Here is a 21,280-nt window from a genome sequence, read left to right on the forward strand (position 1 = left end):
GCCCACGAATCCCCTCCACACACGCCCGCCGCCGGCGTGACGCCCACCCGCGGGCGGGCGAAGGCGCAGGTCACCGCGACCAGCAGGTCCCGACCCACTCCACGGCCAACCCCGGTGCCGCGCGAGCCCCCCACGCGGCACACCCGCCCAACAGCCTCTGAGCAGCTCAAACGCACTCGGTCGACCCCGATTTGGACCGTGAATGACGATCATGTAATCTATGCACACACCACGGCGAGAGCCGAGTCCGGGTGGCGGAATGGCAGACGCGCTAGCTTGAGGTGCTAGTCCCCGAAAGGGGGTGGGGGTTCAAGTCCCCCCTCGGACACGAGCACTATTCACATAGCCCATTGGCTTGATCATCACATCAGCCACGTGGGCTTTGTCTTTGTAGCGAACTTGCAGGTCAAGCCCCTGATAGACCCGCAACAGGCTCTCCGTCTTGGCTTCCCTGAGCGCCGCTCCGACGTCCCCGAGTGAGTCGATCATGGCGTGCACTTCCGCCGCCGTGAGGTTGTCGGGTGGAGGCGTGCCCTCCAGCTCAGCCTTAGCCGCAGCCCTCACCGCCTGAGCTTCGTTCATCGGCTCCACCAGCGCCAACGGGTCAATCCCCGCCTTGATCGCCGCCTGAAACCGAGCCAACTCCTTCTCTGCCTTTGCCAGCCGCTTCCGCGCTGAATCGTGGTTCGTAGGGGTCACAGTCCCTTGCGAGTCGACCAAGGCGCTTACGGTCCGGTCGACGTTCTTGGGCGCGAAGAGCTCCCCGAGCCACTTGTTCACCGCGTCCACCAGAACGTCCTCTCGGAGGTAGACGGTCGGTGGGTGGATGCCCAACGCCGGCGACCCGTTCGGCAACGTCCTTGCCGGGCACCGGTAGTACATCCCACGGGCGCGCGGGCTGGCTTCCATCTTCCGTTCGCAGACCGTGCACCGCACCCGCCCCCGGAACAGATAGGTCTGTTTCGTGGCTCGTTCGGCTCGCTCCGTCTTACGTGCGGTCCTGAGCCCGCCGGCGTACTTGGACTTGCGGAGCAACTGCGCTTGCGTGAACTCCTCCACCGAGACGATCTCCGGGTGCGCCGGCCTACGCGACCGCACGACACGATCGGCACTCGCGCGTCGGAATCGGATCACGTTCCCGGCCGCCACGTCGTCCGGGTCGAGCAGCATCTCCTGTCGCATCCACCGCCCGAAGAACGCGTACCCGGTGTACCTCGGGTTGTCGAGAATCGCCCGGACAGTGGAGCCCTGCCAACCGTCGCCGGACCGGTGTGGGTTCTGGTCCGGCCGCCGCGCCGATGGACAGGGAACCCGGTCTCGGTTCAACCCTGTGGCAATCGCCCGGTCACCACGTCCGCTCAGGTACTCGGCGAAGATCCGCCGCACCACCCACGCCGAACCCTCGTCCACCGCCAACACCCGCAACCGATATCCCTCCATCGCCTTGCGCGGGTTCGGGTGCGGCCCACCGTCAACCGTCTCGTATCCGTATGGCGCTCGCCCGCCCTGGTGTCGCCCTTCGTTGAGCACCTGCGCGTCCATTGCCGCCCGCACCCGCGCTTGAACGTGCTGACGTTCCGACTCGCTCATCCCACCAAGCACGCTCATCAACATCTTGTGAGATGGGTTGCGCGGGTCGTACTTCCCACCCAACTCAGGCACCCACAGGTCAACCCCGTACGCCTCGAACCGAGGTGCGATCAGCGAGAACTGATTGCCGAACCAACACCGCGTGCCCTCGCCGACAACCACGGCGTTCCACCCGCGATACGGGTTCTTCAACGCCGCCAACAACCGCGACGCCTCGTCTCGCCGCTCCCACGGCACAGACCGCGACTGTCCAACGTCAAAGAACTCCTCAACCACCACCCCGCCGAACGGCTCCACGAACTTCCGGCCGTTGCCGAACTGCCACCCGCGTGAGGTCGCCGGATCTTGGTTGTCCTCAGTCGAGCAACGTCCATAACCCGCCATCGGCCCGATTCCGTCCTCGACGGTCTCCGCGACCTCGATCCCCAGCAGTTCATCCAGCGTCACCCACGGGTCACGGCTGATTTCAGCAGTCACGGTCTACGCCTCCCCGAGGTCCGTCCAAGACCTCCACGGTGGTCAGTTCCACCAGTATGGCAAGCAGAGCACGGCTGGTCACGGGTGTGAGCGGCGGCAACCCGTCCGGCAGGTTCACTTCAACGTCCTCACCTGCGCTCACGTCCGCCCAGACCCATCAGAGCCGATTTCATCAGCCAGTCCGGCAGCCGCGCGAACGTCCGCAGTCAGGTACCCGCGCACCCTCCGGACTCCGTCGCCGTGCGGGACGTACTGCCTGACCGGCGGACAGCCAAGTTCGCCCATCTCCCGCCCGAACGTGCCCGCGTCGACCTCCAACGCCTCCACCAGCTCAGCGGTAGGCACGAAGTCCCGTTCGTAGAGCTCCTCACCAAGGTGATCAATGACCGCCGCCAACAGTTCGGGAACCTCATCCGTCCACGCGTCGGCCGCTCCGCTCCCGAGCACCCCCACGACGGCCGATGAGTCGACAGGCCGAGCAGCGTCATCACCGACTGCGTGACCGCCGAGCGTCCCGGCAGCCTCCCGCAACGCCCGCCCACGCTCGCAGATCACCCGCCAGTCGGTGTTCGGCATGTAGTACGTCCGCACGGTCATGGCGACCAGATCCGCCCCGGCGTCGGTCTCCCCGTCCGGCCGCAGGATGCCCACACCCTTGTGGCTGGGCAGCAACGTAGAGGCGTCATACCCCCGCGTGTTCATCTGCTCGCCCAACACGATGTTCGAGTCACGCCAGTCCATCACCCGCAACGCGAACCGCGACCCCAACACCGCCCGCAACCGCGACGGAATCGTGTTCGAGTCCGGCCGCTGAGTAGCCAGGATGACCACCACCCCAGCCGCTGGCCCCTTGCGCACAAGGTAGGTCAACAGGTCCGCGATGTACGCCCCGAGCGTGGTCTTCTTCCCGCCAACCTCCTCCCGGATCGGGCTCTCAAGGAAAACCTGAACCTCATCGATGATCACCGCCGTGACCGGCATCCCCAGCTCAACGTCACGCGACATGGCGGGGGTGATCTTCGATTCCGGACACACCGCATCGTCCAACGTGGCCATCCGCGCGTACCGCGCCTGAACCTCTGCCACCAACTCCACAAGGTGGTCCCGCACCGCGTACGCCTGTGTCAACTCGTCCCCGCACACGTACCGGTACGCCAACTGCTCCGCAGCGTCCCAGTCCTTGCCACCCTTGCCATCGAACACATACAGCCGCGCGTACGGGTCCAGCACCAGCCCGGAAGCAGCCAGCCGAGCGGCGAACGTCTTGCCCTGTCGAGGAATCGCCCCGACAAGCAGCGAAGTCCACACCAACGGCAGGTCAATCCGCCGCCCCCGAGCGTCACGCCCGAACGGTACCGCCTGCCAAGCGTCCCACCGCTCCACCTCGACCAATGGCGTCCGCACCGGCGGCCCCGCGTACGGGTCCTCATCCGCCACCCAGAAGAACACCCGCCCGGCATGACCCCCACGACCACGCACCCGCTCCACGATGAGCTGAACCTCATCCACAGCCAACGCCGAAGCAAGCGCATCCCGACTCTTGATCACATCCACGGCCTTGCGCGTAGCCGGCAGGTCAACCGTGACCGCCCACCCGTCACCGACCCGCGTGGCCCGCTCGACCAACCGCAACGACTCGTCCTTGCCGATCAACTTCGCGTCCCGGAAGGCATCCACCAACACCTGAGCGTCCATGGTCCACGTCAGCGTCCGAGGCCCACCCAGCACAGCCTTCCGCCCCGGAGCCCCATCCTTCCGACGCCCAGCGACTGCCAACGCAACGGCCACAACCCCAGCCAAGCCCCACAACACCACCGAGCCGTACACCAGGTGCCCAACAGCAACCGCCACCGCAGCCACACCCACAACAGCCCCGGTCACCTTCCACCGGAACAGCGTCAACGCCCGAATCTCAACGAACTTGTCCGCCAACTTCTCCGACTGCGCCGCAGCCTCCCGGTAGTCCCGCACCCGCACCCACCGCCGCCAAGCGCGAAAACCAACCACCACACCGCGACCCACCGCCCGGAGAACCCGCCCAGGCACCCGCACCAGCCACCCAAGCCCGTCGTTCACGGCGTGCCGCAGTACATCCCGCGACCTCAACCCAGAAGGCATAGAACGCCACCGCCCAGGGCTGACCCTCGGAACGACCTCACCCCGCTCCGCGACCGCCTCACCGTCATAGACCGGCTGGACCGGCACCAGCTCCCCGCTCACGACCGGTCTCCGTCCTCGACAAGCGTCGCCGCAAGCCGAGACGACAACCCACGCGAACACCCCGTGACCTGCCGAACCCACGCCGGCGTCACGACCACATCCGCCGTACGCGCCGCCCGAGCAACTTCCAGGTACTCCGCGAACGACGTACGCGGAGTAGGCGCAACGTCCGCCCGACCAGGTGCAGCGTTAGCAACCACCGCACCAAGCTTGTCCCGCAACTCAGTGACCGCCTCAGCCGCAACGAACACCACCAACGGCGGCACCGAGTGCAGCACCACGAGCACGGCCGAGCCGTCCATGAACGCACTCCAAGTGTTCATGACGTACGTGGCCGCAAGCGTGAACCACTTCGCGCCACGAACCCACCCACCCATCCGGACGCCATGCCGAGCGGTGACCTGCTCAGCCCGCAGGATGGCCAGCAACACGAGCGACACCATCGGGTCCAACAGCCAAGCCGCACACCACCCCAACGACCACACACCCGCCCCGGCCGCCGCGAACTGCTGAACGTTGGTCATGGTGAACGCCAACCCCAGCCGGTCCACCTGAACCGCCACCCGCTCAACCGACTCACTCAACGTCGCTCACCCCGCCGACGCTGCTGGGGTTCGTAGGTGGTCACCATCAGCGCCCGCGTCAACGTGTAGGACGCGAGCAACGCCGGCACGACCAACACAGCCAGGAGCAGCCACCCATCTCCGCGATACGTGACCACCACCCACTGAACGAGCACGATCAACGCCGCGTTGACCACCACCCGCCCAGCCAACGACACCAGCCGAACACCACCACGCGCAGCCCGAGCCGCAGCCTTACCCCGACGAGCACCCGCCCGCCACACCACCAGCAGCGCCAGGACCACGCCGAGCCCCGCCACGACCTCAACGGGCGTGAGAACAAGACCGTTCATGAACACGGCCCCCTCTCGGCACGCTCACCACGCCGGAGCCAGTGCGGGTACAACTCCCGCCGATCGTCAGCGGACAGCGCACCCCACACCCCCACGGTGTCCGCACCGGCCGTCCGTAGCTCCAGTTCCAGGCACTCATCCCGCACCGGGCACCCCGCGCACATCCGCGCGGCCAGCTCCCGATCGGTCAGCTCCTCATCACCCCACGGCGGCACGTCCGAGAACGCCCACATGCACAGACCGTCCCGCGCCACCACGTCCGCAAGCACCCCAGACGGCACCCACCGCAGCCGATCAAGCTCCCAAGCAATCCCGACCAGGTTCACGGCGTACCCCCGCCGCAGGACTCACCGAGCAGCCGAACCACCACACCCGCCGGAACCACACACCGCCCGTGACGCCACACCACCGGCAGCTCCCCGACCCGGATGGCCCGGTGAACAACAGACGGCTTCACCCCGAGCAGCCACGCAGCCCGCCGAACGGTGTAACCGGAAGAAGACAGAGAAGTCCGCATGAGAAAAGCCCTTCAAGTAAGCGAAGATGACGATTTCAGCTAAAAACTACTGATTTCAGCGCATCACAACGCGCGTTTGATGAGGCGTTGCGTGTACGCACGACGCAACAGCCGAAGACGGCTAATCTCAGCGCCGAGGCGGAGCGCGGAGGAATACGTGTCGGAGGACTGGGCGGCAGTCGCCAAGGCCATCAACCAGCGGGTGAACGAACTGGGATGGCGTCAACGGGAGCTTGCGGAACGCTCGCACGTCTCCCAAGCGATCGTCCGAGAGGTACAACACCACACCGTCGAACGCCGCCGCAGCCCGCGCACTCTTGAGTCCCTGTCGACAACTCTCGGCTGGCACCCGCAACACCTCGATGCCGTGCTGCACAACCGAAGGCCACCCGAACCAGGCGAACCAGTCGCCAACCCGACCGACACCCTGTGGTCCCGTTTGGACAGTGTCGAACAGCGCCTGGCGGAGATCACCGAACGCCTCGACGACCTCAAATCGACCCTGGCGACGGTCGCCGAACATGTCCGCGAACGCCGGTAGCCCGGTGCGTTTCCGCTGGTGGGATGAGGTGGTTTCCATGAGGTCAATTCCACTGCGATTACCCGCCGGGCCCCATGCATCACCGATGCAGGTCCCATGCACAACCAGTGCAGGTTCTCCACACATCGCGCTCGGGGGAGTGGCGACGAGATGAGCTTGAACGACGGCTGGACCGGCCGAACCGCGTCGGCGCTCCAACTCGCACTCCGACTGACCCACGAGGCATTCGCCGAACACCTCGGCATCGGCGTCCGCACGGTCGCGTCCTGGCACCAGAAGCCGGACCTGCGCCCGAAGACGGAGATGCAGCAGCTCCTGGACACGGCCCTCGACCAGGCACCCGCAGCCGTCAAGGCCCGGTTCACCGCACTCGCCGCAGAACCCGCCCTAGACCTCCCCGACGGCGCAGCCGAAGACGCGGAGGTACGCCTTGGCGCAGACCCAACGGTCGTCGCCGCTCTCGACTGGCTGGACGAACACGCCGGCTGGGAACCAGGCACGGCCCGCCGCCGCGTCGCCGAACGCCTCGTTCGCCTCGATGTCCGCGCACTCCAAGACCGAGGCGTCCGCCGCAGCCGCGTCAACCAACGCGACACGGCCCGAGCGCTCACCACCTACTACGGCACGCCAACAACCGGCCACGGCCGCTACACAGCCACGTTGGGCAACATCCAGGCCACCACCACAGTCCTAACTCACCCCGACTGGCTAGACCTGGCCTGCCCACTCCTCCCAGCTCACGACCGTCTGAAGCTCTCCGGCGTAACCCCGGACGATGATCTAGCGATGGACGAGGAGACCGCGGGGCGCACAGCCCAGCGGTTGGCCGAAGCGCTCGCGCTGGGAAACCGCATGGTCAACCTGCCGCTGTTCCGGCTGCTCGACGTGGACGCGCGCAAGGGCGCGATCACCGGTTCCGTAGGCGTGACGAGCTTCGTGGGGTACGTGGTGACGATGGACCTGCTCGAAGGCGAGCTGGTCGACGCCCTCACCACCAACACCCCAACCACCCCCGGCGCCCTCCCACTCCGAGACGCCTACCTCCCGAACCTCTCCGCAGCACTCGACGTCTCCGACCGCATGTGCGCCGGCGGCACCCTCGCCCTCACCGCCATCGCACGCCCAGCCGACCCGTTCCGCGGAGGCCCGGACTACCTACTCCTGGTGCAGGAACGCTCAGGCCACGTCATCAACGCCGCCCGCCGCCTGGCCGTCATCCCCAAGGGCTTCCACCAGCCACTCACGGACTACCGAGCCGACGCCCAAGTCGGCGCGACCCTCCGCCGCGAGATGGAAGAGGAACTGTTCGGCCGCGAGGACATAGACCACACGGTGGGAGAGCAGCGCCACGCAGACCCCATGCACCCCAGCCGCATGTCGGACCCGATGCGCTGGCTCACCGCCGAACCCGGCCGCCTACGCATGGAGTGCACCGCCTTCGGTCTCAACCTGGTCAGCGGCAATTACGAATTCGCCAGCCTGATCGTCATCGAAGACGAAGAGTTCTGGACGCGCTACGGTGGCCAAGTCCAAGCCAACTGGGAGTCCGCAAGACTTCGCCAGTATTCCAGCCTCGACACCGAACAGTTGGAAGAACTAGCCAATGATGTAGCGTGGAGCAACGAAGGACTGTTCGCGCTCCTGCAAGGTCTCCGACGCCTACGCGAACTAGGCGGACCCCGCGTCAACCTGCCCGCGATCGAATGGGAGCTAAAGTGACCGCCAACTGGCAAGCCGGAAACGCCAACGAAGACGGCGAAGCCACCCGCGGATGGCTGGTAGGCCACTTCATCGACCCATCCCAAGGCGTCCGCTCCCAGAAGGACGTCGAAGTCAAGTGGGCGAACCACCCCGCAGGCGACAAGCGCACCGACTGGACCTCAGACGACCAGCGCACCACTCTCGTCTTCCTGGTGACCGGCCACTTCCGCGTAGAGACCACCGAAGGCAACTCCACCATGACCCGCCCAGGCGACTACATCATGTGGGGACCGGGCATCGACCACTCATGGGAAGCCGTAGCCGACTCCACCGTTCTAACGGTCCGCTGGCCGTCACAGACCTGACAGCTCAACGGCAGGTAGATCAACCCGCCCGCCTCCAATCTCCCTGAGCCGCCGAAGTCCTTGGAGCAACGCGAACAACCCTTCGTTGCTCCAAGACTCCCGCGCCACCAGATCCCCGATCAGTTCACTATCAAGACTCGAATAGAGCTGCAACCCGCCCGCTTCCCAGTTCGCTTCGACCTGCCCGCCGAACCGCGACCAGAACTCCTCATCCTCGATGACAATCAGGCTGGCATACTCATAATTCCCACTCACCAGGTTGAACCCGAACCCAGTGCATTCCAACCGCATCCGCCCAGGCTCCGCAGCAAGCCACCGCATAGGTTCCGACCACCGCCCCGGATGCATAGGTGAGGCCGCGCGAGTCTCCCCGGTAGTCGTATCCAACTCCGCGCGCCCGAACAACTCCTCTTCCAGCTCACGGAGCAGCGTCGCGCTGACCGCCACGTCCCCGCGAAGGTCGTTGAGCGGCTGGTGGAACCCCTTGGGGATGACAGCAAGCCGTCCGGCCGCGTTGAGCACATGCCCAGAACGCTCCTGCACCAGCAACGCATAGTCCGGCTCACCCCGAAACCGGTCACGGGGCCGCGCGATCGCACACAACGCCAGCACCCCGCCCGCACACGTCCGGGCTGGCAAGTCGAGCACAGCCCTCAGATCCGGCAGGTACGCATCCCGCAACGGCAACCCGCCCCGCCGCTGGCTGACGGCGTCAACAAGCTCGCTCTCCAGCAGATCAGCCGTCAACGCATACTCAACGAACGGCACCAGCCCCACCGTGCCCGCAAGCGGGTTGCCCTGCTCAATCCCCAACAGCCGGTACAGCGGAAGATTGGCCACCCGCACCCCAAGCACAGCCGACTCCGCAAGCTTCGCCGCCGCCGCACCCGCCATCGCTCCATCCAACACGCGGAGCGCACTCCTGTTCTCCTGCAACAACTTCAGCCGCTCACTACCATCCGCCAACGGTCGAACAGCAGTCCACCACTCCGACACCCCGAACATAGTGGTCTCCAGCACTTGACCGCCGACACCCGCGCGGTACATGCCGTACCCATCCACCTCACCGCGGTAGTAGTGAGCGAGCGCCCGCACGAGTTGCCGACGCCCAACCTTGGTCCGCACCGCCCGCCGATCAAGCACGGCCCCAGGCTGCAACCCGGACAGTCCAGAGCGGACCTTGGTACGACTCGTGCCCGCGGGCCACCCAGCCCGATCGTCCAACCAGTCAAGCGCCGCAGCAAACTCGACGTCAGCGCGCACAGGTGGCTCAGCAGTCGCAATCTGAACGAGACCATCATCCGGCGCAGGCACGGCCAGCAGCTCATCAATGCTGACCTGAAAGATGCTCTCCAACAGCCGAGCCGTGACCGCCCGGACAGGCCCCAACGGCTCCCCGGAGGACTTGCGCCCAGCGGCCAGGCGCTGAAGGTGCCGCAGCCCCAACGTGCCAGGCTCACCACGCTCACGCGCGAAGGTCTCCGCGTACTCGGCGAACTCCTCCAACGTCATCCGCCGCTCGCGGATCTTCTCCTCAAGCACCGTGCGAGGCGTCCGCATAGCCATGCCCTCCCACCACGTCCGACCGATGATCAGAGCTGATCAAGCGCTGACAGCGTCTTGATTTCAGTCTGACACGTCAACGCGCGGTTGATTCCAAGCCCCACCCACAGAGATCAACCAACCGTCCCAACGGCCGTCCCACCCGTCCTTCGCCCACCGCGACGGGACACCCCAAATCACAGCTCTGACCAGCAGAAACACCGCCACGGGACACCGGGACACCTTTTCGCAACTCCGTCCCAACAGCCAAAAAACGGCTGTGGGCGGCACATCCGAAGATGCGCCGCCCACGGCCGTCCTGTCCCACTCACTCCCGAGTGGAGTCAGGCACTACCCCATGAGCATCTTCTGAAGCGCCAACGCCGGCGACACCCACACCACCCGCGCCGCCACCTCGTCCGACTCGCCGTAGGGCTTCAGTGCCTCCTCCGTCGTCCCGAACGTGCCGCACGCCTTCCCATCCACCGACACCACGTGCACCCACTCATCAGCGGACACCCCGTACCCCATCACCCGAGCGATCTCCGGATGCGCCACCTCGTACTCCACCACGGCAAACAAGCTGGGAGCCGAATCCATCACCATGGCCAGCATGTCCGGGTCGTACGGCTCAGACCCGAGCCCTCCCGCACCCTGCTCCTCCGCGGCCCGCTCCTCCGTCACGTCGTCCCCGAACCCCGCCAAAGCCGTCCTAGCCGCCATACCGATCACGTTCCTTCCAGACGATGCCGACCAACAGACGACGGCCCCTCAAGCACAGCCAAAACCTCCTGCTGCGCCCACACCGCCGCCGCAGCGCTCTCCACGCACTGCCGCACATACCGCCGACCAAGGGCGATGACGTAGAGCGGAGGCAACACCAACCAGACCAGGAACAACACGATCCCGCCCACGTCGACGCTCAGCACGCTCCACATCTCCACCGCCACCTCGACCGAATTAGTTCGTGTCAGTCAACTCTGAAGGGTGTTCCGCATCTGCAAAGCGACATCAGAGTGACATGGCGCGACTTGTTGCGACATAGTCCGCGCTAGAAGCGTCCAGCCAAGCGCACTATGGCTTGAGGTTCTGTAACCTCTACAGTCTCGTCTCCCTCGCGCGCAAAAACCTTGCCGTTAACGAAAGAGAGTTGCTGTTGTTCTGGAACGGTTATGGCGATTACGCCAAGGCCAAAATAGTCGTTGAAATCCATAGCTGAAAGGACTGATTCGCGCAAAGGATCGGTGAGTCCGGAATTACGGACCGCGCCTTTCCACCGGGCGAAATAGGATTCTGTCGATTCGCCGAGTTTGCGAGCTTCGCGGCTGACTCCGACGACGTATCGCGCCGACACCTTACGTGGCGATAGCTCGTACAGTTTGGCGACACGCGTAGCATCGACACCATTGTCACTGACGCCGATCAGGATCGTCCCCGATCGACCTCTGCCGTTGTTTGCAATTGCGCAGATGGTGTTTACAACCTTGGAGAAAACATTCTCATCGATCGTGCCCGCATCGTCAAGTCGCAGAATTCCCTGCTTCAATTCGTAGTGAGGGAGTTCGATCTCCGATCGGCGAATTATGGAGTCAATATCGGTGCTTGAGTGACTACCTCCATAGTTCAAAGGGTTACCAGGTACCAGGTGAGAGTCGATAAGGCCCTTAATCGTGTCGACGTTCTTTCGCCGCTGTTCGGGGGTGGTTGACTTTCTGCTTGTTTCAATCCGGTCTGACAAATCCGTCAGCGCCGTCTTCACTCCATCGTAGCTGGCAATCTTCCTTTGTCCGGAAATCAATGCCTCATGCAATGCGATCATGAGTACGGCGAATGCTGAAGGAAATGGATTTGTCGTTTTCTTCTTGAATAGGACTGAGCGTAGCTTCTTCGGCTCCCCGCTATCGCAAACCTTAAGCAATTCATCGACACAGTGCTTGAATTCAATCTTGAACCGATCCTCCCCGTAAATGTCGAGGGCGGTCGAGATCCTCTTGCTCTCGACGCTGTCGGACTGATAAATGTCATCGAGAGTTTCTTTTGATCGGTCTACTATTTGTCCTCCGACGATGCTGGCAGCGATATCGGCGATACACTGCTCGTCCATCGAGTCGCGGAGGTCCGTTGATCGAAGAATACCTTGATTTACCCAGAAGACTTCGTCGGCGACGACGGAGTAGCCATGCTTAGTCTTTGGGAGGTCGATACTAATCGCTGGCATATTCGCGAGGGGGAGGATGTCGCTTGAAGCATCCCCGCGCAACTCGCAGGATAGTTCTCGAACGAGGTTCGAAAATTCTCCTTGTACGCCAGCCTGTCGGCGCTCTTGATCGCTGAGTCGATGGCCGTATGTATTGATGCGAGAAAATACATCATCGATTTCAGCCTCTGTTGCGCCCCGCATCACCGATACTGCCAGCGAGTAGTCAAGAAAAGTGCTCACCTCCTTCGGAGTGAGCTTGCTTTCATCCGGGCCTGAAACTATTTCAAACGCGCCCTCATCTGCCCGGCTGCGTGCGGTGGGAAACTGTGACACATCGAAGAACTTTCCGTCAATTGCCGGAAAGGAGTTCTCGATGAACGATACAAGAGTGTGAAGTCTTTGAAGGCCGTCGATTACTTCATAGTCGCCGGTTTCGCGCTCCGCGAGCAAGACGGCTGGTACTGGATAGCGCTTCAAGACTGACTCGATGAGTTTTTGTTTCTCTACCTGGGTCCAAACGAGTTTACGTTGGTAGCGTCGATTGACGAAAAGTTTGCTCTCGCTATACCATGAGTAGATTGACTGGATGGACTTGGGTTGAGAGTCGAGTTCGGCCATACGCAGACTTTGCCATACTTTCTGCTCTCGCACAAATCTTGCCTCGGCAAGAGTTGGAGCAAGGTGTTTCAGCGAGTAGCTACCGAAAGGTCGATCGCACCGACCTCCGGAACTGTGGGATAGTCGGAACTGGTGCCGCGCGGTAAATAGCGTTTGGAGATATCGGAGCCCTTTGAGGCAAATGACAAGGATGGGTCAGCGGGAAATTGAGAACGAAAGCGGGTTCACGCGAACTTATCTGTGAAAATTGTATGAATATACTTTCTTGTGGTTCCTGTGGATCGGGCTAATGCATTAGTTCGACCTGGGTGAATAGTGCGCAAGTCCGGCCTCGGACACAGTTCTACCCCACGGGTTCGATCTTGAGTTTATCAGATCGGACCCGTGGTTTCGTGTTTATGCGACCCGCAGCATCGGGCGAGGCAGCTCGACGGACACTCCGTCGGCGGTGCACACGATCACCATGTGGTGGGTGCGGAGCTGGGCGGCAACGCGGCTCGGGCTCGCGACCACGGGCATGTGCAAGGCATGGCTGATCCTGGTGATCAGGTGGTCCTCGCGCAGGTACAGCGTGGCCAGGGTGTGCTGGGTACGCGGACCGGTGTGACCGTGGCGGCAGCGATAGCCGGGACGTCCGTGCACCCAGTGGCTGTCCATCCGCCGGCCACAGACGCCGCAGCGCAACAGCCCGGCGAACAAGTACTCGCGGGACTCGCCGTCCTGGTTAGGGCGGTTCGAGCGCAGTCGCTGGACTGCGACGAAGTCAGCTTCGCTGACCAGTTGGGCGTGGGAGCGCTGCCGGGAGACGACCCAGCGGCTGCTCGGGTTCCACCTGGTGACGCGGCGCCGCCTGCGCTCGCCGGGAGTGTGATGGTCGTGGTCGACGCTCTGCCGGTTCCACACCTGCCAACCGGTGTAGCGCGGGTTGGCCAGGATCGACGCCACCGACTGCGCGGTCCACCGACGACGTGTCCGATGCTGGTTGCGCTCGGGGTCATGCTCGGCCGGACACGGCGTACCTTGGCGGTTGAGTGTGACGACCAGGTCCTGCACGCTGCGCCCGGCTCGACGCTCGGTGAACAGCCACCGCACCGTGGGCGCGGTGTCCGGGTCGGGCTCCAGGCGGTAGACGCACCGACCGCGACGGGCCTCGGCCAGGTTCGGGTGCGTGCCTGCGGGAACCAACCGGTAGCCGTAGGGGGCACGCCCGCCCAGGTAGCGGCCGTGATCACGGGTCTGAACACGCATGGCGGCCATCGCCCGGTGCCGGGCGCGTACGACCTCGCGGAGCGCCTGCGCACCCAGCATCCGGATCAGTGCCCGGTGCTCGGCGTTGTCCAGGTCCAGCGGACCGCCCGCCTCGGGCAGCCACACCTGTACACCGTGTCTGCGGCACAGCGCCACGACGTGCTCGATCTGATCCCCGGCGAACCCGCGCTCGAACTCGCCCACCACGATCGCGTCGAACCCGCGATTCGGATCCCGGATCGCCGCCAACAGCTCCGCCGCTTCCGGCCGATCCCGCCACCGATCACGCCGTGGGTGGCCTCCCGGCGTCGAAGAAGTGCACCACGATCCGGCCGTGCCCGGCGACCAGGTCCTCGCACACCTCCAACTGCCACGCCCGCGAGGTCTCCGGGTCCTGGTGCTCAATGGTCGAGGTACGGCCGTAGAAGGCGAACCGCAACCCGTCTACCACGGCAGGTCCTGGATGGACTCCGCGGGCACCGTAGGTGTCGTCCTCGGTCCACAGTCCCATCCAGTCGGTCAGCACATCTCGGTCGCACAAGGCCGCCACGATCCGCCTCCCTCGTCCACACTCGAACTTCGAGGCTGGCACGGTGGCAAGAACATGGATTGGGACAGGCCCGATCAGCCGCACACCATCACCCCGCTGTCCGATCCGGGCCGTCACGACATCGACGCCCCGACAACGGGATCACGGACACAACCCGCGATCGAGTGACCTCGCCGGCTTTGTGGCTGTGTTGTCGGCACTGCCCCGGTCAGGAGGACGTGTCGTCGCGGTCGGTCGTGAGCAGCTCGGTGAGTTCCTCAGTCACCCAGTCGGGCAAGGTGACGACGGCGGTGTCGGGTTCCCCTTCGATACGGCGTCGGGACTGTTCATCGAAGATGGCGCGGGTAAGCCAGTACAGGAGGTCGTCGTCGAGGCCGTCGGGGGCGTGGGCGGCGATGTCGGCGAACCGATCCGCGTCGGCGAACAACTCCAGCGCCGCCCGAGGCAGCTTGCCGACCTGTGCCCCATTCTCGATCACCAGTCGAGTGAGGGTCTCGAAGTGCCCCGAGCCCCACCAGTCGCCGACGGACTCGGTGCGCGAGCCGTGCATGCTCAGCAACGCCAGCACGGTCTGCGGTCCGAGTTCGTCCTCCGCGCGCTGCCACAGGTCCACCTGGCCGTGGATCGAGGCGAGGATCGGTTCCCAGCCGTCCTCGAACAGCCCGACCAGGGCGCGGCCGTCGGCCAGGCGCCGACCAGGGAAGGTCAGAGCCAGGCGCACGGCGGGCCAGTCGACACCTTCGAGGTGCACGTGGGGCAGGACCGCCCGGGTGGCGGCGATGTTGGCACGTGCCATCGTGAGGTCGTCGACCTTGTGGTGCCACTCCTCGACCACGCTCTCCCGGCGCCAGCACCACTCCGCGATTCCCCGCGCCGCGGCCGACGGCACCGCCGCGGGCACGATCAGCGGATAGGCGCGCATCCCCGAGGCGATCCGCCAGGAGAACTCCTCGCCCAGCGACGCGAACACCCCGGCGAGATCGTCGCGCCCACGGTGACGTATGGCTACGTCATGCACGTAGTCGGCCCGGAAGGACATGACCAGATCGGCGTGCAGGGAGGTAGCCGGTTCGGACAGCCGGATCCGCGTAGCGTCCAGCAGTCCTGCGGCAGCGAACGCCCGACGTGCGGTCTCGGCACGAACGGCCTGCGAACTCCCGCCTGCCAGGTCTACGGTGATCTCCTCGTCAAGCGGGAACAGCGGCGGCAAGAGCCCGTCGTCCCCATCCCAACCCTCGGTCGGGTCCGCGACCACCAGTTGACCCGTCACCGGATTCCACGACACAAGCAGGTGGAAGCCCGACCGCCTTAACTCGACGGTGACCTCCGCGACCTCGGCACCTCCCCGGTCCGGATCCTCGTCGTCGTACCACTCCTCGACCGCGGCCTCCGACCATCCCGCCCGCACCAACGGAGCTACCAGACGACGCAACAACAGCCGCCCCTCCGCCTCCCGGGACCGTGGAGGCACGGCACCCGAGATCGCGGAACCCACCGCGTCCTGTTCACCCTCGGACATGGCCGCTCACCGTAGTGCATCGCCGGTCAGCGCCGAACCCCGTGACGAAAGAGCAGGCATCAGACCTTCAACCACTTCGATCCCTTGGTGCCCACAGACAACAGTAATGGCCTTCTCGCGCAGCAACACCACCATGCCAGCGCCCACGGCCGACCGCGCGAAACCTGCGGACGCCACAGCAACCGAGATGTCCTCCAGCAGACGATCCTCACGCCAGTACAACGACTGGGGCCCATCCGCCGGACGCGGCCGGGCACTGTTGAAGCCGTGACGGCACCGGTAACCGGGACGTCCGTGCACCCAGTGCGCGTCCATCCGCCGCCCGCACACCCCGCACACCACCAAGCCCGATAACACGTACCGGCGTTCACCGCCGTCGCCGTTGGGACGTCGGGCGCGCACGTTCTGGGCCGCAGTGAAGTCGCGCATGCTCACCAGCGGCGTGTGCACCACTTCCCGGGAGATCGCCCAGTCCTGCGGCAGGTTCGGCACCTGCCCCGACCGACCGGTGCGGAGGTCGACCTCGTCGCGGTCGTTGGCCACCCTGTTCCAGACCTGACGGCCGGTGTAGCGCGGGTTGTCCAGGATCGTTTGCACCGACTGCACACTCCACCCCATGCCCGAGCGGTGCCGGTTTCGCTCCCGATCGGCCGCAGTCGGGCACGGCACACCACGCTCGTTCAACTCCCGCGCGATCCCGGCCATCGACACCCCGCTCAACCGGCGGGCGAACATCCACCTCACGTGCCCCGCGGTCCGCGGATCCGGCGCCAACTTCCGCGCCCGCCGCCCCCAGCGGGCATCCGCGCGCCGCGGACGCGGTCCGCCATCGACCAGCATGTACCCGTACGGCGGGCGACCACCCAGATACCGACCCAACTCGGCCTGCGCCTTCATCGCCGCCAACGCCCGGTTACGCGCCCGGATCACCTCCCGCTCCGACTGCGCACCCAGAAACGTCATCAACCTGCGGTGCTCGCCGTCATCCAGGTCCACCCGGCCGCCGACCTCTGGCAACCACACCTGCACCCCGCCAGCGCGCAGCAGCGGCACCAACTCGTCGAACTGACGACCGCAGAACGCCCGCTCGTACTCGCCCACCACGATCGCGTCGAACCCGCAGTCCGGATCGGCCAACGCCTCCAACAGCCGCGCCGCCTCCGGCCGGTTGGACCACCGACGCCGCCGCGAGGCACCCTCGTCGAAGAACTCCGACACGATCGCCCCGTGCCCGGCGACCAAGCGCCCACACACCTCCCGCTGCCACAACCGCGAGGAGTACCGGTCCTGGTACTCCGAGGTCGACATCCGCCCATAGAACGCGAACCGCAACCCCAGGTGCACGTACGAGTCCAGCGAACGCCTCCGCTCACCCTTGCGCTGCTTGCCCTGCAACCAGCCGTCCAGTAGATCCTGATCAGTCGTGGATGTCGTCATCTGTCACCTTCGCCGACGGGCAGTGGATGCCCTCCGCGACGACTCCGTACCGGTGGGCTGACGCAAACTCACAGCGTTGACACCCGAACAGCGCACTGCCTACACCCACATGGCAGCACACCGCCTCGCCCGGCGGACGAGCGAATCCAGCCGGTCCGGGCGACGTGGACTTCGTCCGTGACAGCCGGGCCACCGTCGCTCCTCTGCGGTTCGAAGAGCAACGGCGTCGCCTCCGGATGACACGGCCTAGGGCCTGTCCTCAAAGCGGGTGGTGCTGATCTGCTTTGATCTTGGGTTGTGGTGCGTAGGCACGAGTTGACCGATGAGCAGTGGCAGGCGATCGAGCCGTTGTTGCCGGCTTCGGGTGTGAAGGGTCGTCCTCGGGTGGACGACCGGCGGGTGATCAACGGGATGCTGTTCAAGGCCAGGACCGGTGTCGCCTGGCGTGACCTGCCGGAACGGTACGGGCCGTGGAAGACGGTCTACACCCGGTTCTGGCGCTGGTCGCGCGACGGCACCCTCGCCTCACTCGTGACGAGGGTCCGCGTCATCGCCGAGGCGATCGACGAGCTGGACCGCGAGGTGTCGGTGGACTCCAGCATCGTGCGTGCCCACCAGCACGCCGCCGGCGCCCGCCGCACGAGCGCGACCGTCGTCCACACGGGGGGCGGTCGGGTCGTGCGGCGGGCACAGCGAGCCAGGTGATCATGCCATCGGCCGCTCCCGGGGCGGACCCACCACCAGGATCCACCTCGCGTGCGACGGCCACGGCCGGCCCCTGTCGATCGTGCTGACCGGCGGCAACGTCAACGACTGCACCCGGTTCACCACCGTCATGGCCGGAATCGAGTTCCGGCGGCCGGGCCCGGGCCGCCCGGCGACCCGGCCGAGCCGGGTGATCGCGGACAAGGGCTACTCGACCAAGGCCATCCGTGACCACCTGCGCGGACGCGGCATCCGGGCCACGATCCCGGAACGCCGCGACCAACAGGCCAACCGCGGACGCAAAGGCCGGGCCGGCGGACGCCCACCGGTCTTCGACCGCACCGCCTACAAGCGCCGCAACGTGGTCGAACGCTGCTTCAACCGACTCAAGCAGTTCCGCGCCATCGCCACCCGGTTCGACAAGACCGCCATCTCCTACCGAGGCATGCTCGACCTGGCCACTCTGCTCATCTGGCTTTGAGGACAGGCCCTAGCGAACTGCGGCGTCATGGGATGCCGGGTCGGGTCACTCGCGGGATCGGTCGATGACCACGGGGCTGGGCAGCAGCCGGGTCCACTCGCCGAGCAGCTTGGCGAACGCGTCGTCATCGTCGGGCTCCACCTCGCCCAGCACCTCGCTCCCACCCGGCAGGCGTCGGGTGATGACCAGGGGCGCGAACGGGTCGGCGTCCTCCGTGTCCCACCTCCGGTCGTGCACTCGGACGTCGAAGATGTCCACGTCGTCGAGCGGGCTATCCGGGGTGCGCGGCACCACCAGGTGCGCGTGGGTGGGGTTCTCCTCGACCTCGGCCCTGCCGCCGTGGGCTTTGCACGCCTCGACTAGCTGCTCCAGGCGCATCAGCCGGTCACGCGCGCCCCACCGCCCGGCCGGCGAGCCCTGCGTCTCCCACACCCGGTTGATCCACCCCGCGCCGCCCTCGGGCAGCGGACCGGACTCGCCGAAGCTCATCGACCGGGTCACCTCGCACATCTGCCAGATGCGCGAGGTTGTCGACTCCGGATCCCATCCGGTCACCAGCAGTCGAAGTGCCTCCGCTCGCGCGTCCGCGTCCAGGACCAGCTCGTCGGCGATGGAGTGCCGTTGGGCACCGGTCAAGTCCCCCAACAGGTCGGGCAGCTGCGACGTCAGCAGCCGAGTGACATCGCTGTGGAGGTATCCCTCGGTATGCCGGTGATCGGTCTTCACCAGGTCCACCGGGGCGATGCGCGGCTCGGTCGAGCGCAGTCGCTCGACCAGCCGCGCGATACCGGCCTCGATGACCGGGCTGATACCCGACCATGCCGCCGCCGACCAGGCGTGCTCGGACAACCGGGTCAGTAGGTAGGCCAGCTCGGCGGCGGGCTCGGCATCGGCCAGAGTGGTGACCTTGGCACTGTGATCGGAGAACTCGCTGGTCCACGTCGCGATCACGGACGCCTTGGAACCGGAGGGCAGAACGCTGTAGCTGGTCAACGGATCATCCTCGCAAGTCGACCGCCGACCACGACGCCCGATGTGAGGGCAGCACGAAGCCGACGGAGAAGTATGAGTGTCCGGTAACCCCGAGGCGCCACCACAGAGCCGATCCGTGCGCACACCATAGACCACGTGCCACCCGATGACGACGCCAGTCCGCAGCGCTCACCGTCAGCTCTACGCGGCCGCCCCATACCGGTCGACCGAGGCCGCATGCCGACCGGTGCGTTCCTCTGCCGTCGACGTGGTTAGGCGGTCGACAGGCCGGTCGTGCGGTACAGATCGCGGAAGAACTCCTCGACGACGGTGCCTGCCTGCTCGTCGTCGGCGAGTTCGGCGGCGCCGAACCGGAAGACCTCGTAGCCGCTGAGCTTGAGCTCGCGGTCGGCTCGCATGGTCCTGGCGTAGATGTTCGGATCCGCTCGGTCGCCTGTTGCGTAGTGATGCTTCCCGTCGACCTCCAGCACCACCCGCCGCCCGTGGGGCAGCAGGAGCAGGAAGTCCATGCGGAACCTCAACAGGGCATCCTTGCCCCGCGCCTTCGCGGTCTGGGAATCCCAGTGCAGCCAGACCTCCGGCAGCAAGGCCGGAAGTTCCTGCACCCGGGCGGCGTGGACACGGTGGTACTGCTCGAACAGACGTCGCTGCGGAGGTGAGCTGTCCGGCAGGCAGGCCATGAGCCTGCTGTAGAGCCCGCTTGGCGTCCTCGTCGCTGTCCAGGCCGCGCGTCTCCCTCCACCACGCCTGAAGGTCCCGCCACCGCAGCCCATCACCGGTGATGGTGCGGTCGTAGACCAGAACGTCATCGGCGTTTCCGACAATCTCGACGTCGTTGTCGACCGCGTCGCGGAACCGCAGGTCGGGCTTCTTCCCGATGGAGGCGAAGATCAGGTTCTTCGGGCGGCCGCGGTGCGAGCCGACGGAGACCACGCCGAACACCGGGTCGCCGTCACGCTCCCCGGTCTCCCGCAATTCGACCCCGACCGTCCGCAGGTGTGGGTTGACTGCCTCGACGAAGGCCCGTTGCGCCCGCTCGTCGCAGCTGAGGTCACCCGATGCCAACCGCTCCAGGAAGACCCCGAACCGGGCATCGGGAGCCTTGAAGGCACCGAGCCGCTCGAACAACTCCTCGGTCGACCAGTCCCCCGGATTGCGGTAGACGTGCCGGTCGATGAGCGTACGCAGGTTGCGCCCGCCGTCGCCGAAGACCACGTCGAGCGGGTTGTCGTCCAGGATCCACAGGTCGTCCAGAACCTGGGTGAACCGGTCGGGGTGGTGGACGATGTCGGGAAGATGGAGGGCACGGGCCAACTCGCGCCGTACCCGCGCCGGAATGGGCACATATGCGCTCAACGCCCATAGTGCGTCCTCGACGCTGGTGCGCTGCTCGGCGGGCAGCGAGCCGGTGGCCAGCACCTTCTGTGCGACCTCCACCAGAGCCGAGTCCGGCAGGGCCGCGAAGCTGGCCGACGCCCGCCGGAACTTCGTCCCCTCCTGCTCCGACGGGGGCGTCGGCATACCGAGGGCTTCGCAGTCGGCGGCCAACTCGGCATGCGTGGCCGACTCGCTCAAGTGTCGCGGCAGGAAGTCAAGAGCTTCGCGCAAGGTCATCAAGTCTGCGGAACCGGCCATCGGCCGATTCTGCCAAACATGACCC

At 65.7% G+C, this 21,280-nt stretch carries 18 protein-coding genes, 1 tRNA gene and 1 pseudogene; 5 read left to right on the forward strand and 15 right to left on the reverse strand.

Translation table 11 applies throughout. From position 1 onward, the window contains the following. Positions 1-245: 245 nt before the first annotated feature. Positions 246-328: transfer RNA gene (locus C8E97_RS20900), tRNA-Leu, on the forward strand. On the opposite strand, the gene C8E97_RS20905 is transcribed toward C8E97_RS20900, so the two are convergent. The 5 genes from C8E97_RS20905 to C8E97_RS20925 form a co-directional block, all read right to left on the reverse strand. After that, a complete protein-coding gene (locus C8E97_RS20905; protein WP_121007216.1) occupies positions 310-2,067 on the reverse strand; it encodes a recombinase family protein in 1,758 nt (585 codons plus the stop codon). The genes C8E97_RS20900 and C8E97_RS20905 overlap by 19 nt on opposite strands. Positions 2,068-2,205: 138 nt before the next feature. Further along, a complete protein-coding gene (locus C8E97_RS20910) occupies positions 2,206-4,272 on the reverse strand; it encodes a cell division protein FtsK (RefSeq protein WP_121012048.1) in 2,067 nt (688 codons plus the stop codon). An 11-nt stretch (positions 4,273-4,283) separates the two neighbouring features. Further along, entirely contained in the window at positions 4,284-4,811 is a 528-nt protein-coding gene (locus C8E97_RS20915; RefSeq protein ID WP_246019393.1) for a hypothetical protein, read from the reverse strand. 56 nt (positions 4,812-4,867) lie between these two features. Beyond that, positions 4,868-5,203, reverse strand: coding sequence for a hypothetical protein (locus tag C8E97_RS20920; RefSeq protein ID WP_121012051.1), 336 nt, complete (start codon positions 5,201-5,203; stop codon positions 4,868-4,870). Continuing rightward, on the reverse strand, positions 5,200-5,529 hold the full coding sequence (locus tag C8E97_RS20925) for a WhiB family transcriptional regulator (protein ID WP_121007218.1): 330 nt from the start codon (positions 5,527-5,529) through the stop codon (positions 5,200-5,202). The genes C8E97_RS20920 and C8E97_RS20925 overlap by 4 nt, the downstream gene beginning before the upstream one ends. Positions 5,530-5,877: 348 nt before the next feature. Here C8E97_RS20925 and C8E97_RS20930 point away from each other — a divergent pair, with 348 nt between their 5' ends. The 3 genes from C8E97_RS20930 (at position 5,878) to C8E97_RS20940 (ending at position 8,327) form a co-directional block, all read left to right on the forward strand. Continuing rightward, positions 5,878-6,261: an XRE family transcriptional regulator gene (locus tag C8E97_RS20930; RefSeq protein ID WP_121007219.1), complete on the forward strand. Its 384-nt coding sequence runs from the start codon at positions 5,878-5,880 to the stop codon at positions 6,259-6,261. A gap of 150 nt (positions 6,262-6,411) precedes the next feature. Continuing rightward, the gene (locus tag C8E97_RS20935; RefSeq protein WP_121007220.1) at positions 6,412-7,980 is read left to right on the forward strand and encodes a transcriptional regulator; all 1,569 of its coding nucleotides are present in this window, start codon (positions 6,412-6,414) and stop codon (positions 7,978-7,980) included. Then, entirely contained in the window at positions 7,977-8,327 is a 351-nt protein-coding gene (locus C8E97_RS20940; RefSeq protein ID WP_121007221.1) for a signal peptidase I, read from the forward strand. Before C8E97_RS20935 ends, C8E97_RS20940 begins: the two co-directional genes overlap by 4 nt. Here the strand turns inward: C8E97_RS20940 and C8E97_RS20945 are convergent. The 8 genes from C8E97_RS20945 to C8E97_RS20980 all read right to left on the reverse strand — a co-directional run bounded on the left by C8E97_RS20945 (position 8,316) and on the right by C8E97_RS20980 (position 17,441). Further along, positions 8,316-9,869, reverse strand: a complete 1,554-nt coding sequence (locus C8E97_RS20945; RefSeq protein ID WP_246019053.1) for a transcriptional regulator — start codon at positions 9,867-9,869, stop codon at positions 8,316-8,318. The genes C8E97_RS20940 and C8E97_RS20945 overlap by 12 nt on opposite strands. Positions 9,870-10,220: 351 nt before the next feature. Continuing rightward, complete coding sequence (locus C8E97_RS20950) at positions 10,221-10,592, reverse strand: hypothetical protein (protein WP_147455183.1); 372 nt, start codon at positions 10,590-10,592, stop codon at positions 10,221-10,223. Between the two features lie 5 nt (positions 10,593-10,597). Next, positions 10,598-10,819 carry a hypothetical protein gene (locus tag C8E97_RS20955; RefSeq protein ID WP_121007223.1) on the reverse strand — a complete coding sequence of 74 codons (222 nt, stop codon included), beginning with the start codon at positions 10,817-10,819 and terminating at the stop codon, positions 10,598-10,600. Positions 10,820-10,920: 101 nt separating this feature from the next. Then, a complete protein-coding gene (locus C8E97_RS20960; protein WP_121007224.1) occupies positions 10,921-12,687 on the reverse strand; it encodes a GmrSD restriction endonuclease domain-containing protein in 1,767 nt (588 codons plus the stop codon). A gap of 396 nt (positions 12,688-13,083) precedes the next feature. Further along, a complete protein-coding gene (locus tag C8E97_RS20965) occupies positions 13,084-14,184 on the reverse strand; it encodes a recombinase family protein (protein ID WP_121007225.1) in 1,101 nt (366 codons plus the stop codon). 34 nt (positions 14,185-14,218) lie between these two features. Further along, positions 14,219-14,386, reverse strand: coding sequence for a hypothetical protein (locus C8E97_RS34775; protein WP_170211933.1), 168 nt, complete (start codon positions 14,384-14,386; stop codon positions 14,219-14,221). Between the two features lie 307 nt (positions 14,387-14,693). After that, the gene (locus C8E97_RS20975) at positions 14,694-16,004 is read right to left on the reverse strand and encodes a hypothetical protein (RefSeq protein WP_121007227.1); all 1,311 of its coding nucleotides are present in this window, start codon (positions 16,002-16,004) and stop codon (positions 14,694-14,696) included. Positions 16,005-16,010: 6 nt separating this feature from the next. Further along, on the reverse strand, positions 16,011-17,441 hold the full coding sequence (locus tag C8E97_RS20980) for a recombinase family protein (RefSeq protein ID WP_121007228.1): 1,431 nt from the start codon (positions 17,439-17,441) through the stop codon (positions 16,011-16,013). Positions 17,442-17,738: 297 nt separating this feature from the next. Here C8E97_RS20980 and C8E97_RS20985 point away from each other — a divergent pair. Beyond that, positions 17,739-18,627 (forward strand): annotated as a pseudogene (locus C8E97_RS20985) (IS5 family transposase). Between the two features lie 45 nt (positions 18,628-18,672). Here the strand turns inward: C8E97_RS20985 and C8E97_RS20990 are convergent. Both C8E97_RS20990 and C8E97_RS20995 read right to left on the reverse strand, forming a co-directional pair. Further along, positions 18,673-19,620, reverse strand: coding sequence for a hypothetical protein (locus C8E97_RS20990; protein ID WP_121007229.1), 948 nt, complete (start codon positions 19,618-19,620; stop codon positions 18,673-18,675). 180 nt (positions 19,621-19,800) lie between these two features. Beyond that, entirely contained in the window at positions 19,801-21,255 is a 1,455-nt protein-coding gene (locus C8E97_RS20995) for an AbiJ-related protein (protein ID WP_211347102.1), read from the reverse strand. Positions 21,256-21,280 lie beyond the last annotated feature (25 nt).

Source organism: Saccharothrix australiensis (assembly GCF_003634935.1).
Classification (GTDB): domain Bacteria; phylum Actinomycetota; class Actinomycetes; order Mycobacteriales; family Pseudonocardiaceae; genus Actinosynnema; species Actinosynnema australiense.

Bases quoted from the DNA above. Each gene is read 5' to 3' on its own strand.
- C8E97_RS20915 (WP_246019393.1), bottom strand. From the start codon at position 4,811: ATGACCAACGTTCAGCAGTTCGCGGCGGCCGGGGCGGGTGTGTGGTCG.
- C8E97_RS20920 (WP_121012051.1), bottom strand. From the start codon at position 5,203: ATGAACGGTCTTGTTCTCACGCCCGTTGAGGTCGTGGCGGGGCTCGGC.
- C8E97_RS20935 (WP_121007220.1), top strand. From the start codon at position 6,412: ATGAGCTTGAACGACGGCTGGACCGGCCGAACCGCGTCGGCGCTCCAA.
- C8E97_RS20950 (WP_147455183.1), bottom strand. From the start codon at position 10,592: ATGGCGGCTAGGACGGCTTTGGCGGGGTTCGGGGACGACGTGACGGAG.
- C8E97_RS20960 (WP_121007224.1), bottom strand. From the start codon at position 12,687: ATGGCCGAACTCGACTCTCAACCCAAGTCCATCCAGTCAATCTACTCA.
- C8E97_RS20975 (WP_121007227.1), bottom strand. From the start codon at position 16,004: ATGTCCGAGGGTGAACAGGACGCGGTGGGTTCCGCGATCTCGGGTGCC.
- C8E97_RS20980 (WP_121007228.1), bottom strand. From the start codon at position 17,441: ATGACGACATCCACGACTGATCAGGATCTACTGGACGGCTGGTTGCAG.
- C8E97_RS20995 (WP_211347102.1), bottom strand. From the start codon at position 21,255: ATGGCCGGTTCCGCAGACTTGATGACCTTGCGCGAAGCTCTTGACTTC.